This is a genomic window from Pseudomonas sp. A, assembly GCF_056270345.1.
In genome coordinates, this window is the sequence record NZ_CM149873.1 from 5,080,064 (window position 1) to 5,094,708 (window position 14,645).

Annotated in this window: 11 protein-coding genes and 1 pseudogene; 6 read left to right on the forward strand and 6 right to left on the reverse strand. The window is 65.6% G+C overall.

Features of this window, described 5'->3' with window-relative positions; all coding sequences use genetic code 11:
• The first annotated feature begins 412 nt into the window (after positions 1-412).
• The 3 genes from AC0MAZ_RS22670 to AC0MAZ_RS22680 all read left to right on the forward strand — a co-directional run bounded on the left by AC0MAZ_RS22670 (position 413) and on the right by AC0MAZ_RS22680 (position 5,485).
• Positions 413-1,786: a TolC family outer membrane protein gene (locus AC0MAZ_RS22670; RefSeq protein ID WP_186714529.1), complete on the forward strand. Its 1,374-nt coding sequence runs from the start codon at positions 413-415 to the stop codon at positions 1,784-1,786.
• A gap of 77 nt (positions 1,787-1,863) precedes the next feature.
• Positions 1,864-3,999 (forward strand): type I secretion system permease/ATPase, encoded by a 2,136-nt coding sequence (locus AC0MAZ_RS22675; protein WP_475861482.1) that lies wholly within the window; start codon positions 1,864-1,866, stop codon positions 3,997-3,999.
• Positions 4,000-4,129: 130 nt separating this feature from the next.
• Positions 4,130-5,485: an HlyD family type I secretion periplasmic adaptor subunit gene (locus AC0MAZ_RS22680; RefSeq protein WP_203651489.1), complete on the forward strand. Its 1,356-nt coding sequence runs from the start codon at positions 4,130-4,132 to the stop codon at positions 5,483-5,485.
• 280 nt (positions 5,486-5,765) lie between these two features.
• Here AC0MAZ_RS22680 and AC0MAZ_RS22685 read toward each other — a convergent pair whose 3' ends face one another.
• The 4 genes and pseudogenes from AC0MAZ_RS22685 to AC0MAZ_RS22700 all read right to left on the reverse strand — a co-directional run bounded on the left by AC0MAZ_RS22685 (position 5,766) and on the right by AC0MAZ_RS22700 (position 9,116).
• Positions 5,766-6,365, reverse strand: a complete 600-nt coding sequence (locus AC0MAZ_RS22685) for a tRNA-uridine aminocarboxypropyltransferase (protein ID WP_475859242.1) — start codon at positions 6,363-6,365, stop codon at positions 5,766-5,768.
• A 151-nt stretch (positions 6,366-6,516) separates the two neighbouring features.
• Entirely contained in the window at positions 6,517-7,545 is a 1,029-nt protein-coding gene (locus tag AC0MAZ_RS22690) for a methyl-accepting chemotaxis protein (protein WP_371263157.1), read from the reverse strand.
• 234 nt (positions 7,546-7,779) lie between these two features.
• Positions 7,780-8,124: pseudogene (locus AC0MAZ_RS22695) on the reverse strand (PAS domain-containing protein); the annotation flags it as partial.
• A gap of 98 nt (positions 8,125-8,222) precedes the next feature.
• Positions 8,223-9,116 carry a LysR family transcriptional regulator gene (locus AC0MAZ_RS22700; protein WP_028691117.1) on the reverse strand — a complete coding sequence of 298 codons (894 nt, stop codon included), beginning with the start codon at positions 9,114-9,116 and terminating at the stop codon, positions 8,223-8,225.
• A gap of 226 nt (positions 9,117-9,342) precedes the next feature.
• Here AC0MAZ_RS22700 and speB point away from each other — a divergent pair, with 226 nt between their 5' ends.
• On the forward strand, positions 9,343-10,293 hold the full coding sequence (gene speB, locus AC0MAZ_RS22705; protein WP_062574808.1) for an agmatinase: 951 nt from the start codon (positions 9,343-9,345) through the stop codon (positions 10,291-10,293).
• Between the two features lie 287 nt (positions 10,294-10,580).
• A complete protein-coding gene (locus tag AC0MAZ_RS22710) occupies positions 10,581-11,960 on the forward strand; it encodes a sodium:solute symporter family protein (protein WP_475859244.1) in 1,380 nt (459 codons plus the stop codon).
• 210 nt (positions 11,961-12,170) lie between these two features.
• Here AC0MAZ_RS22710 and AC0MAZ_RS22715 read toward each other — a convergent pair whose 3' ends face one another.
• Positions 12,171-12,299, reverse strand: coding sequence for a PA1414 family protein (locus tag AC0MAZ_RS22715; RefSeq protein WP_256206021.1), 129 nt, complete (start codon positions 12,297-12,299; stop codon positions 12,171-12,173).
• A gap of 124 nt (positions 12,300-12,423) precedes the next feature.
• Positions 12,424-13,317 carry a putrescine utilization regulator PtrR gene (gene ptrR / locus AC0MAZ_RS22720; protein WP_203651486.1) on the reverse strand — a complete coding sequence of 298 codons (894 nt, stop codon included), beginning with the start codon at positions 13,315-13,317 and terminating at the stop codon, positions 12,424-12,426.
• Positions 13,318-13,423: 106 nt separating this feature from the next.
• On the opposite strand from ptrR, the gene AC0MAZ_RS22725 reads away from it, so the two are divergent.
• Complete coding sequence (locus tag AC0MAZ_RS22725; protein ID WP_475859245.1) at positions 13,424-14,593, forward strand: MFS transporter; 1,170 nt, start codon at positions 13,424-13,426, stop codon at positions 14,591-14,593.
• Positions 14,594-14,645 lie beyond the last annotated feature (52 nt).

Here is a 14,645-nt window from a genome sequence, read left to right on the forward strand (position 1 = left end):
CATGGCTGGTGGATCGTTGCTGTCACGTTCGTGAGAAACCACGCTCCTTGTGACGACTGCCACGATAGCGAAGTGGGCGAATGGCCATTATCGAGTGCCATTTTTCTGTCGCCAAATTCCGCTTTCGCCTTCCTCCCCTGTCTCCTTAGCTGCAAAAAATCTGGAACTTTCACCAAGGCCCGAAAATCGCCTGTCCCAGCCAATTCCCGTAACCGCCTGAATGAAACAATGTCGCGGATTCCTTAGACCGCATAAGTTTTTTTTCGCATATATCTTATGAAAAAATCTTCTTAGCTCGCCCGATAAATGTTCTTAGCTCTGTTGTTACAAACCTGAAACGGTTTGATTCTAATTTTTCGTCATTTTTTTGGCGATTAGCAGGACATTATTCAAGACCAGGGAGATGTACCCCATGCGCGCTTTAACCCCCATCACCAGTGCGATTTTGTTGGCCATGGCGTGTGCCAACAGTCAGGCGATGTCGATCACCGAGGCTGTCCAGAACGCCGTGGACCAGCATCCCGAGATCAGCGCCAGCCGCAACAGCAGGCTGTCGGCCGACGAGGATGTGAAGTTCGCCCGCGGGGGGTACTACCCAACCGTCGATCTGGTCGCAGGCTACGGCCGGCAACGCTCGGACAACACCAACACCCGCGGCTTCAACCCCGACGGCACGCGTAACCACAACAAGGAAACCCTCAACTACACCCAGTCGGAACTGCGCCTGCGGCAGATGCTGTTCGATGGCTTCAATACCTCCAACGAGGTCGCCCGCACCGAAGCGGTGGCCACCTCGCGTGCCTACTACACCCAGGCCACCGCCGAGAGCATCGCCCTGCGCGCTATTGAGGTCTACCTCGAGGTGCTCAAGCGCCGCGAACTGGTGACCCTGGCCAAGAACAACCTGCAGGCCCACCTGCGGGTCAACGACCAGATCGGCCTGCGCAGCGAACGTGGCGTGGGCAGCACCGCCGACCTCGACCAGTCCCGCGCCCGTCGCGCCCTGGCCGAGAACAACCTGGACACCGCCGAGGTCGACCTGGCCGACGCCGAGGCCAACTTCTACAGCGTAGTCGGGCGCATGCCGGACGAGCTGGAAACACCGGTCACGATCAAGGGCGAAGTACCGGGTGACCTGCTCAATGCCCGCCAGGGCATGCTGGAGAACAACCCCTACCTGAAGTCGGCGCAGGCTGACGTGCGCTCCGCCGAGCAGCAATACGAAGTGGCCAAGTCGCCCTTCTACCCGCGCCTGGACGCGGTGCTGGCCACCGGCGCCAACAACAACATCGGCGGTCAGAAGGGCCACGACAACAACGACTGGCAGGCCGGCGTCGAGCTCAGCTACAACCTGTTCCGCGGCGGCAGCGACAAGGCCCGCCTGCAGTCCGACGCGCACAAGATCAACCAGGCGATGGACATCCGCAACAACGCCCTGCGCGAGCTGAACGAAAACCTCAGCCTGGCCTGGAACGCGATGAACAACGCCCGCAAGCAGACCCCGAGCGCCCGCGAGTACGCCGAAACCACCCAGCGCGTGCGCGCCGCCTACCAGGACCAGTTCGGCCTGGGCCAACGTACCCTGCTCGACGTGCTCGACAGCGAGAACGAGCTGTACAACGCCAACCGGCGCTACACCGAAGTGCGCTACACCGAAGAGTTCTCCATGTATCGGGTCCTGGCGACCATGGGTGAGTTGCTGAGCAAGCAGCACATCTCGCTGCCACCCGAGGCCATCGCCAAGACCGAAGTACGCAACGAGGCGAAATTGCCCGACATGCGTTAGGTTCTGACGAGACAAGGGACTTTTCGCCAGCGCCCATTTCCCGTCCACCGCGGCAGGAGTAGGCCATCGTGACCAGTATGCAAAGCGCGCAACCGCGCCTGGATGTTGATGATCCGTTGCTCGATGGCCTGCTGATCCTGTGCAAGCTGCACGGCTGCCCTGCCAGCCGCGCCAGCCTGTGCAGCGGCCTGCCGCTGGCCGAGCAACGCCTGCCCCTGGCCCTGCTGCCCCGCGCCGCCGCGCGGGCGGGGTTGCAGGCGCGGGTCCTGCAACGTGACCTGGACGCCATCTCGGCACTCAACCTGCCGGTTCTGCTGATCCTCAACGACGGCCGCAGCGCCGTGCTGCAACGCTGGGGGAACAACGGCCGGGCCCTGCTGCTGCCGTGCGAAGCCGAAGGCGGCGAGCAGTGGGTCGAACGCGATGCCCTGGCCGAGGCCTACAGCGGCCAGGTCCTGTTCGCCCGTCCCCGTCATACCCTGGAAGAGGTGCGCGCCCCGCTGATCCCACGGGTCAATGCCTGGTTCCGCGACACCCTGCGCCACTCCCGCTGGCTGTATGGCGATGCCCTGCTGGCCAGCCTGCTGATCAACCTGCTGGGGTTGATGGTGCCGCTGTTCGTCATGCAGACCTACGACCGCGTGGTGCCCAACCAGGCGCTGTCCACCTTGTGGGTGCTGGTGGCCGGCCTGTTCATCGGCACCGCCTTCGAGCTGGTGCTGCGCATGGTTCGTGCACACCTGCTGGACCAGGCCGGCAAGAAGACCGACCTGATTCTCTCGGCCACCCTGTTCGAACGCATCACCGGCATGAGCATGAAGGCGCGACCCGCCACCATCGGCGGCTTCGCCCAGAGCATCCATGACTTCCAGGGGCTGCGTGAGTTCCTCACCGCGGTCACCCTGACCAGCATCATCGACCTGCCGTTCGTGGCGCTGATGCTGCTGGTGATCGGCCTGCTCGGCGGCTGGCTGGTAGTAATCCCGCTGATCGCCTTCCCGCTGGCCGTGGGCCTGGCGCTGTTCATCCAGGTGCGCCTGCGTGACACGGTGCAAAAGAGCCTGAGCCTCGGCGCGGTGCGCCAGGCGCTGCTGATCGAAACCCTCGGCGGCCTGGAAACCCTCAAGGCCTGCGGCGCCGAAAGCGAGCGCCAGTACCAGTGGGAACACACCAACGGCGCCATCGCCCGCCTCGACGCCCATGCCCGCAACCTGTCCTCGCTGGCCAGCAACGGCACGCTGTTCATCCAGCAGTTCTGCGGCATGGCCACCATCGTCGCCGGGGTGTACAGCATCATTGCCGGCAACCTCAGCGTCGGCGCGCTGGTGGCCAGCTACATGCTCGGCAGCCGGGTCCTCGCGCCGCTGGGCCAGATCGCCGGGCTGATCACCCGCTACCAGCAGGCGCAGCTGACCATGCGCAGCACCGATGCGCTGATGAGCCTGCCCCAGGAACGCGAAGCCGAGCACCAGGCCCTGGAGCACACCGCGCTGCTGGGTGGCATCAGCATCAACCACGCCACCTTCCGCTATGCCGGGCAAGCGGCCCCGGCACTCAACGATATGAGTGCCACGCTCAAGCCAGGCGAGCGCATCGGCATCATCGGCCGCAGCGGCTCGGGCAAGAGCACCCTCGCCCGCCTGCTGATGGGCTTTCATCACCCTGACGAAGGCCAGGTGTTGCTGGACAACCTCGACCTGCGCCAGCTGGACATCGCCGACCTGCGCAGCCAGGTTGGCTACGTGGCCCACGACCTGCCCCTGCTGGCCGGTAGCCTGCGCGACAACCTCACCCTCGGCGCCCGTCATGTCAGCGATGCGCGCATGCTCGAAGTGGCCGAGCTGACCGGGGTCAGCGAACTGGCCCGCCAGCACCCGCAAGGCTTCGACCGCCCGGTGGGCGAACGCGGCCAGCTGTTGTCCGGTGGCCAGCGCCAGGCCGTGCTGCTGGCCCGGGCGCTGCTGCTGGAACCGCCGATCCTGATCCTCGACGAACCCACCAGCCACATGGACAACAGCAGCGAGGAGCAACTGCGCCAGCGCCTGCTGAACTGGGTGCCGGGCAAGACCCTGCTGCTGGTCACCCACCGCACCTCGATGCTCAGCCTGGTGGATCGGCTGCTGGTGCTGGACAACGGCAAGATCGTCGCCGACGGGCCGAAGGACGCGGTCATCGACGCGCTGCGCAAGGGTCGTATCGGCGCGGCGCTGTAGGCCTTCAAAGACGACGCGGTCTCTGTGGGAGCGGGTTTACCCGCGAAAGCGTCGGCAAAGCCACCGCAGCATTCGCGGGTAAACCCGCTCCCACAGGGATCCGTGTCAAACCCCGCAATGGAGGTAATGTATGCCCTTCAGCCACAGCGTGCGCAGCTACCTCCAGGGCGCCGACAAGCGCGCCGAACGCGACTACATGCCGGAGCTGGCCGGCGCCACCTTGCAGGAGTCGCCCAGCCTGTCACGCCTGACCGTGTGGCTGGCGGCGATCCTGCTGCTGGTGGCCCTGGTCTGGGCCAACTTCGCGGTGCTCGACGAGGTCACCGTCGGCGAGGGCAAGGCCATTCCGTCGAGCAAGGTGCAGGTGGTGCAGAACCTCGAGGGCGGCATCGTCACCGAGATCTTCGTGCGTGAAGGGCAAATGGTCGACAAGGGCGCGACCCTGCTGCGCCTGGACGACACCCGCTTCAAGTCGAACAAGGGCGAGAGTGAAGCCGACCGTTACGCGCTCACCGCCCAGGTCGAGCGCCTGTCGGCCGAGTCCGAGGGCAGGCCCTTCGTGTTGTCGAACGAAGTCCGCGCCAAGGCACCACAGGTGGCCGAGGACGAAGCCGCGCTGTATGACTCGCGCCAGCGCCGTCTGGCCAGCGAGAAACAGACCCTCAACGAACAACTGCGGCAGAAGACCCAGGAGCTGGCCGAGTTCCGCTCCAAGGTCGATCAATACCGCTCGGCCGTGGGCCTGCTGCAACAGGAACTGGACATGTCCTCGCCACTGGTGAGCAAGGGCGCCATCTCCCCCGTGGAGATCCTGCGCCTCAAGCAGCGCAGCGTCGAGGCGCGCGGCCAGCTCAATGCCACCAACCTGGCGATCCCCCGCGCCGAGGCGGCGATCGCCGAAATCCGCAGCAAGATCCAGGAATCCGACGCCAGCTTCCGCTCCGACGCCGCCAAGGAGCTCAACGACAAGCGCACGGAGCTGTCGAAGATCACCGCCACCAGCATCGCCATCGACGACCGGGTCAACCGCACCACCGTGGTGTCGCCGGTGCGCGGCATCGTCAAGCTGCTCAAGGTCAACACCATCGGCGGCGTGGTCCAGCCCGGCAGCGACCTGGTGGAGATCGTGCCGATCGAGGACAACCTGCTGATCGAGGCCAAGGTAAGGCCCCAGGACGTGGCGTTCCTGCACCCGGGACAGACGGCGATGGTCAAGTTCAGCGCCTACGACTACACCATCTACGGCGGGCTCAAGGCCAAGCTGGAGCTGATTGGCGCGGATACCGTCACCGACGACAAGGGCAACGCGTTCTACCTGATCCAGGTGCGCACCGACAAGAACCACCTGGGTGGGGACAACAAACCGCTGCTGATCATCCCTGGGATGGTGGCCACGGTGGATATCATCACCGGGCAGAAGAGCGTGCTGGACTATCTGTTGAAACCGGTGCTGAAGGCGCGGACGGAGGCGTTGCGCGAGCGGTGATCGCCAGCATGGCAGTGCAATCGCGGGGCAAGCCCGCTCCCACTGATCATTAGCCCGTCGCATGGTGGGCTTGTTACGCGATCAGGCTCACCCCTTGAAAGGGCCGCTCCAATTCAAGATTGCCGGGGTCGCTTTGCAACCCTTTCGCGGCACAAGGCCGCTCCTACAGGAGAACGCGTGCCCAGTAGGAGCGGCCTTGTGCCGCGAAAGGGCTGCAAAGCAGCCCCGGCAACTCCAGGCCGGGCGCCTACTATCACACCTTGAAGGGGCGGGCTCCGATTCAAACCTGCCCATGATTGCGTTGATATGTCTGCGCTCCCATGGCCTCGATCTGCCCTTCGATCAGCGCCTCGAACGGGCGCAGTAACTCATCGAACGCTGCCGGAGCCTCCAGCACATTCAACGCCTGCACCACCGCCTCGAGCGTCGACAGGGCACCCGGTTCCGGTGCCTTGCGCAACCGATAGCGCGAGGGCTGGACATGGTCGAGCGTCACCCGTGGCAGCCTCTCCAGCAGCGGGTTCAGGTACAGCATCTTGCGCGCCTTGCGCCAGGTGCCATCCGGCACGATCAGCATCAGCGGCAGCTCGGTACCTTGACCATAGCCTTGCAGGACCTCGGCCTCGTCACCGGGGAACAGCAGCGCCGGTCGGTAGCCTGGCGTTGCCAGCAGCGCGTCCAGGTCTTCGAACACCTCGCCGATCCGCAACTCGGCGTTGACCAGCCCAAGGGCCGCCAGGCGTGCGGTGTTCAGGGCGTGGGCGGTCTCGCTGGGGTGCTGCAGCACGACCACGCGGGTGCGGCTGTCCAGGTGCGGGATCAGTGGGCAAAGGCAATGGGCGAGCGGGCGCTGGCAACGCGCGCAGCGGGGTCTGGGCATGGGGGGCTCCTTGGGGCGGGTAGTTTGCCACAGGGTTGCCATCCCCGGGGGCTGCGAGGCGTTCGTGGGAGCGGGCTTGCCCCGCGACATAGCCAGCACTGCAATCGCGGGGCAAGCCCGCTCCCACGCCCCGCTGTTACCCGCTACAGCTTCAGCGGTTGAACCGCTCCGCCAGGCTGTGCAGGTACTCCGCCATGCGCTCCAGGTCCTGGCTGATCTCGGCCCCCTGCCTGGCCTGTCCCGCGCTCTCGTCGCACAGATGGGCGATGCGCACGATCTGCTGGTTGATGTCCTCGGCGACATGGCTCTGCTGCTCGGACGCCGTGGCCATCTGCTGACTCATGCCAGTGATGCGACTAACCGCCTGGGCGATCCCCGACAACGCCGCCTGCACCGCCTCGACGCTGTGCACGCTGTCGCTGGAGATCTGCTGGCCGCGACTGGCGCTGGCCACCGCGCGGTCGGCACCGGAGCGCAGGGTGGAGATGATATGGTGGATCTCCTCGGTCGAGGCGCGGGTTCGTTGCGCCAGCGAACGCACTTCGTCCGCCACCACGGCGAAGCCTCTGCCCTGCTCGCCGGCCCGCGCCGCCTCGATGGCGGCATTGAGCGCCAGCAGGTTGGTCTGCTCGGCGATCGAGGTGATCACATCCACCACGCTGCCGATCGACTGGGTTTGCTCGGCCAGGGCATTGACCGCCTGGCCGATGTCGCTCACCGCCTCGCTCATGCTGCCCATCGCGCGCAGGCTCTGCTGCGCCAGGTCGCTACCCTGCTGGGCCAGCTGGTCGGCGTCGCTGGCGGCGTGGGCGGTGCTCTGCACGTTGTGGGTGACCTGCTGGATGGTCGCCGCCATCTGCGCGATGGCGGTGGCCGACTGGTCGGTCTCGCTGCGCTGGCGGTCGAGCATCTGCGCCTGGGCATCGGACAGGTCGGCGGACTGCGCGGCTCGCGACTTGACCCCGACACCGGCATCCACCAAGCGGGTCAGCGCGGTCTGCAGGCGCGCCTCTTCGCTGATGATCGCCAGGTCGAGCTGGCCCTGCAACCCGGGGTTGTCGCTGTAGGTCAGCGCCACCAACGGGCTGGTGAACGCCTTGGGGTGCTCCTGCAGGGTGCGCCGGATCGACTGGTTCTGCCGGTGCTCGACCACGTACCAGGCCGCCAGCAGGCTGGCCATCAGCACACCCAGTGCCGCGTAGGGGGGCAGCCACAGATAGGCGGCGGCCGACAGCAATCCCGCACCGATCAGCGGCCAGCCATGGCCGACCCCATGCCCCAGGCGCGCCGCCAGCGGCACCGGCGAGCGCCCTGCCCGCAGGCGGGCGTACAAGTTCTCGGCCCGGCGGATCTGCTCCCGGGTCGGCACCGAGCGCACCGACTCGTAGCCGCTGATGCGGCCGTTCTCGTACACCGCCGTGACGTAGGCGCTGACCCAGTAGAAGTCGCCGTTCTTGGCGCGGTTCTTGACCACGCCCATCCAGGGTTTGCCTTGCTTGATGGTGTCCCACATATGCCCGAAGACCGCCGGTGGCATGTCGGGATGCCGCACCAGGTTATGGGGCTGGCCGACCAGTTCGTCGTAGGTGAAACCGCTGATGGCCACGAATGCGTCGTTGCAATAGGTGATGCGGCTGTTCAGGTCGGTGGTGGAGATCAGCCGCTGGTCTTGGGGAAAGGTTCTTTCATGCTCGGTGACGGGCAAATTCATGCGCATCGTTGGCGATCCCTTGCTTATCCAGATGAGTGGGAAAATCATCAAAGCAAGTAGATATTTAGCAGAAGGCCATCACGTCAGCGGTCAAGTTTTGTAGGAAATTTACTCGACCTGACGGAATGTGCTGAACACGGCCCAGCTCAGCCCACGTTGAGCTGGCTCTTGAGCAGGTCGCGGAACGTCTGGATCAAGGGTTCCCGGCTCCGACCACGGCGGATGATCAGGGAAAACGGCGCCTGATAGCCAAAGGTCGCCGGCGACAGCACGCGCAGATCACCCTTGTCGACCCAGGCCTGGGCATAGTGCTCGGGCAGGTAGCCGATGTAGGCGCCGGAGAGAATCAGAATCAGCTGCGCCTCCATGCTTTCCACGGTGGCGGCGCTGTGCTTGAAACCGTGCCGGGCCAGCTCCGCCTGGCTCCAGTAGCCACGCCCGACCATGCGCTGCTGGGTAATCACCGGCTCCGGGATCCGTCGCTCGCCGAACAGCGCATGGCGGCTGCTGCAATACAGCCAGTGCTGCTCGCGGTACAGCGGCTGGTAGACCAGGCCGCTCATGCGCGACGAAAACGCACCGATGGCCAGGTCCAGGCGGTTGTCCTGCACGCCCAGTTGCAGTTCGTACGGGCTGGACACCGACAGGTGCAGGTGCACCGCCGGGTGTTCCTGACTGTAGGCACCGATGGCCTCGGCCAGCGGCAAGGCGCGGTCGCCCACGGTGGAGTCGATCACCCCCAGGTTGAGGGTGCCGCGCAACTCGCCCTTGAGTGCCGCCGCATACTGCTCGAAGCCATCCAGCTCCCCCAGCAGGCGCAAGGTCTCCTGGTGGAACAGCTCGCCCTTGCTGGTCAGGCTGAAACCGCCACGGCCACGGTGGCAGAGCACGATGCCCAGGGCGCTTTCCAGCTGGCTCATGTAGGTGCTGATGGCCGAGGTCGACAGGTTGAGGTCGCGCTGGGCATTGGCGAAGCCCTGGTGACGCACCACGCTGGCGAAGATGCGCAGCAGTTTCAGGTCGGGCAGCGATGAGGCCATGGGGCAACGGGTCCGTGGGCTGGAAATGGCCAGAGTCTAACCCGGCCGCACACCGATAGTTCAGAAATTCCTGAAGTAAGTTTTTGTCGGTAGCGATTCTTCCCGGGCACTACCTTGCGCAGACTGCGGCGAAATGTCCCTGCCCGCCGACATGACCATAGCAACGAGGCGCGCGGCGGCACAGGTTCGAACAAACAGAACAATCGACCGACTGATGAGGCCCACCGTGGACAAGATTCTCCACCAACCACTGGGCGGCAACGAAATGCCGCGTTTCGGCGGCATCGCCACCATGCTCCGTCTCCCCCACCTGCAGAGCGCCGAAGGGCTCGACGCCGCGTTCATCGGCGTGCCCCTGGACATCGGCACCTCGCTGCGCTCGGGTACCCGCTTCGGCCCGCGGCAGATCCGCGCCGAATCGGTGATGATCCGCCCGTACAACATGGCCACCGGCGCCGCCCCGTTCGACTCGCTGTCGGTGGCCGACATCGGTGACGTGGCGATCAACACCTTCAACCTGCTGGACGCCGTGCGCATCATCGAAGAGGCCTACGACGAGATCGTCGAGCACAATGTCATCCCGCTGACCCTGGGCGGCGACCACACCATCACCCTGCCGATCCTGCGCGCCCTGCACAAGAAGCACGGCAAGATCGGCCTGGTGCACATCGACGCCCACGCCGACGTCAACGACCACATGTTCGGCGAGAAAATCGCCCACGGCACCACCTTCCGCCGCGCCGTGGAAGAAGGCCTGCTCGATTGCGACCGCGTGGTGCAGATCGGCCTGCGCGCGCAGGGCTACACCGCCGACGACTTCAACTGGAGCCGTCGCCAGGGCTTCCGTGTGGTCCAGGCCGAAGAGTGCTGGCACAAGTCGCTGGAGCCGCTGATGGCCGAAGTGCGCGAGAAAGTCGGTGGCGGCCCGGTGTACCTGTCGTTCGACATCGACGGCATCGACCCGGCCTGGGCGCCCGGTACCGGCACCCCGGAAATCGGCGGCTTGACCACCATCCAGGCGATGGAGATCATCCGCGGCTGCCACGGCCTGGACCTGATCGGCTGCGACCTGGTCGAAGTCTCCCCACCCTACGACACCACCGGCAACACCTCGCTGCTGGGCGCCAACCTGCTGTTCGAAATGCTCTGCGTGCTGCCGGGCGTGGTACGTCGCTAGCCGTCAAGCACCGCCCTTTGTAGGAGCGGCCTTGTGCCGCGAAAGGGGCGCACAGCGCCCCCGGTTTTCAGCGTTTTCGCAGAGAACGCCGGGGCTGCCTTGCAGCCCTTTCGCGGCACAAGGCCGCTCCTACACACAGGGCATTGCGCTGCAAGCGATTGCTTGACCCCGGCAGGAGCCATTCGGGAGGGCCATAGAGGCCCGCCAACACATGACAGGACCGCCGGGCGCCTTGCAGCGTCCAGACGGCCGATCTCGCCATAATAAAGATAATCGGGAGACCCCCAATGGCCTTGGACATCATCGTTGTACTGATCTATGCCGCCGGCATGCTCGCCCTCGGCTGGTACGGCATGCGGCGCGCGAAGACCCACGAAGACTACCTGGTGGCCGGGCGCAACCTCGGCCCGACCCTGTACATGGGCACCATGGCCACCACCGTGCTCGGCGGCGCCTCCACCGTCGGCACCGTGCGCCTGGGCTACGTCCATGGCATTTCCGGCTTCTGGCTGTGCGCCGCCCTGGGCCTGGGGATCATCGCCCTCAACCTGTTCCTGGCCAAGCCGCTGCTGCGCCTGAAGATCTTCACCGTCACCCAGGTGCTGGAGCGCCGCTACAACCCGATGGCCCGCCAGGCCAGCGCGGCGATCATGCTCGCCTACGCGCTGATGATCGCGGTGACCTCGACCCTGGCCATGGGCACCGTACTGCAGGTGCTGCTCGACGTGCCGTTCTGGATGGCCCTGCTGTTCGGCGGCGGCGTGGTGGTGGTGTACTCGACCATCGGCGGCATGTGGTCGCTGACCCTGACCGACATCGTCCAGTTCGTGATCAAGACCGTGGGCCTGATGTTCATCCTGCTGCCGGTGTGCCTGTACAAGGCCGGCGGCTGGGACGCCCTGGTGGCCAAGCTGCCGGCGGCCAGCTTCAGCTGGACCACCATCGGCTGGGACACCATCATCACCTACTTCCTGATCTACTTCTTCGGCATCCTGATCGGCCAGGACATCTGGCAGCGGGTGTTCACCGCCCGTGACGAGAAGGTCTGCCAGCGCGCCGGCACCACCGCCGGTATCTACTGCGTGCTGTACGGCCTGGCCTGCGCCCTGATCGGCATGGCCGCCCATGTACTGATGCCGGACCTGGCCAACCCGAACAACGCCTTCGCCGAGATGATCAAGGGCCAACTGCCCGAAGGCATCCGTGGCCTGCTGATGGCCGCCGCCCTGGCCGCGATGATGTCCACCGCCAGCGCGGGCCTGCTGGCCGCCTCGACCACCCTGACCGAAGACCTGCTGCCCAAGCTGCGCGGCGGCAAGCAGTCGAGCCTGGGCATCAACCGCCTGTTCACCCTGCTCACCGGCCTGGTGGTGCTGGGTATCGCCCTGGCGGTGAACGATGTGATCAGCGCCCTGACCCTGGCCTACAACCTGTTGGTTGGCGGCATGCTGATCCCGCTGATCGGCGCGATCTTCTGGAAGCGCGCGACCACCGCGGGGGCCATCGCCAGCATGACGCTGGGCTTCGGTACCGCACTGCTGTTCATGTTCAAGGACGGCCTGGAGGCCAACACGCCGATCTACTACAGCCTGGCGATCGGCCTGGTGAGCTTCGTGGTGGTCAGCCTGGCTTCGCGCAAGCCAGTGGCGACGGTGAACCTGGCCTGAGGCCACTTCCACACCATCCCCTGTAGGAGCGGCCTTGTGCCGCGAAAGGGCTGCGTAGCGGCCCCTGTCTCGGCTAAGCGCTGAATCCGACGGGGCCGCTTTGCGGCCCTTTCGCGGCACAAGGCCGCTCCTACAGGGATGAGAGGTTCAAGCCGGTAAAACGCAAAAGGCCGCCGCATCACTCGGATGCGGCGGCCTTTTTGTCAGTTGTCAGCGCCGACGCGGCTGGCGCTTGCGCTGTTCTTCGTCGGTCGGGATCGGCACCGGCTGCAACGGTGGCGGGAGCAAGCCCAAGGCGACGGCGAGGTCGTGGAGCCAGTTATACATGCGTTCGTTCATAATGCCCCCTTGACGGGTCAGCCTCTTGGTCAATCGATCCTGCGGTGCGTCATACAGATCATAGCCCGATGTCCTGTATTGCGCATGCCTCTGTTCCTACACATAGGGCCGATTCTGACCCGGATCAAGCGCAGACGGCAGCTTCCGACAGTCGGTCAATCGTTTCGCTTTGTTGCAAGTCGATCCAGGCCTGCAGATTCGCCCCGCGTTTGCCCTGGCGCCACATCAGCCAGGTCATCGCCTGGTCGAACGGTGCCTGCAGCCGATGCGCCCGCACCTGCTCGCGGCCCGGCAGGCTGTCGAGCATGGACTGCGCCATCAACGCCACCCCGGCCCCGGCGATCACGCAGGCCAGCATGCTCTGGTACGACTCGATCTCCATGACCCGCCCCATGGGCGTGTGGGCATGGGCGTACCAGGCTTCCAGACGCATGCGGTACGAGCAGCCCTGGCGGAAGGTGAACACCGCCTTGCCGGCGACATCCCTGGCGCTGTGCACCGCCGGGTGCTCGGGGCTGGTGATCAGCACCAGGGTCTCCTCGCACAACGGCACGCCATCCAGCCCTGCCAGATTGAGCGGGCCGTCCACCAGCGCCGCGTCCAGCCGATGGCTGAGCACCCCTTCCAGCAGCTCGGCACTGGGCGCCGCCTGCACCTGCAGGTTCACCGCCGGGTAGGCCTGGTGGTAGCGCGCCAGCAACGCCGGCAAGTGGATAGCCGCCGTGCTGTACATGGTGCCCAGCACGAAGTCCCCCGCCGGCTGGCCGCCCTGCACCGCGGCCAACGCCTCGTCACGCAGGTTGGACAGCCGGTGGGCGTAGTCCAGCAGCACCTTGCCGGCCGGCGACAGCTGCAAGCGCTGGCGCTCGCGCAGGAACAGCTCCACCCCCAGTTGCTCCTCAAGCTGGCGCAGGCGCGTCGACAGGTTCGACGGCACGCGGTGCAATCGCTCGGCGGCGCGGGTCACCGAGCCCTCCTCGGCCACGGCCTGGAAGATGCGCAGTTGGCTGAACTCCATAGGATTCTCCAAAACAGAACAACTTGATCATCATTATTCAATTTTATTGAAAGTCAATGAACCCTACCCTGCCATCCATCGCATCACTTCGTGCAGGAGACTTTCCATGTCGCCCTTCGTACAACTGCTGGCCAGCGCCGTGGCGCTGATGATGGCAATGGGCATCGGCCGCTTCGCCCTCACCCCGCAACTGCCCCGACTGATCGCCGAGGGCCAGTTCGACCTCACCACCGGCGGCCTGGTCGCCGCCGCCAACTACCTGGGCTACTTCCTCGGCGCGGTCGACGCCATGTTCGCCCGCCGGCCGGCCCAGGTGCGCCTGCGTCTACATGGGGGGTTGTGGCTGTGCGTGCTGCTGACCCTGGCCTCGTGGGCCGCCGACGGTTTCTGGAGCCACCTGCTGCTGCGTTTCGGCACTGGCGTGGCCAGCGCCTGGGTGCTGGTGATGATTGCCAGCCTCAGCCAGCAACTGGCCAGCGCCCATGGCCGACAGCGCCTCGGCGCACTAGTGTTCGCCGGGCCCGGCGTCGGCATCGCGGTGACGGGCGTGCTGGCCCTGGGCGCGCACCTGCTGGGGCTGGATTCGGCAGCCCTGTGGCTGGTCTATGGCGTCGCCGCGCTGGTCATGCTGCTAGCAGTGCTGCCATGGCTGCCACGAGCGCTGGAACCCACCGCCACGCCTGCGGCCGTCAACGAACAAGGCCGTGGCACCGGCATCGGACGCCTGGGCCTGGTTTATGCGCTCTACGGGATCGGCTACATCCTGCCAGCCACCTTCCTGTCGCAGATGGCCAGCCAGCAGTTCCTCGGACAGTGGCAGGCCGACCTGTTCTGGCCCGCGTTCGGATTGGCATCGGCGCTCGGCGTGGCCATCGTCAGCCAGCGCCGCCCGGGGCGGACCTCTGCCTGGCTGACCACCACCCTGTGGCTGCAAGGGCTCGGCGTACTGGCCTGCCTGCTCGGTGGCGGTATCGGCCTGGCATTGGGCGTGCTGCTGTGCGGCGGGCCGTTCCTGGCCTGCATGCAACTGGTGATGCAGCGCTCGCGAGAGCTGGCGCCCCATGCCACGCAGCGCAATGCCGGGCTGCTGACTGCGTGCTTTGCCCTGGGGCAGTTGAGCGGGCCGTTGCTGGCGGCGTTGAGCAGTCATTTCAGTGGTGGATTACAGCCAGCATTGGTGTTGGCAGCGGCAGGGTTGGCCGTGGCCGGAGTGCTGGCCGTGACAGGAGGTCATTACCTGCAGGATTGCCACTCAAATGCCCGTACTGCCGGGTGATGGTGGGTTCAGTTCAGCAACAGATCGAAATCATTTGTGCCTCTCTCGGCAA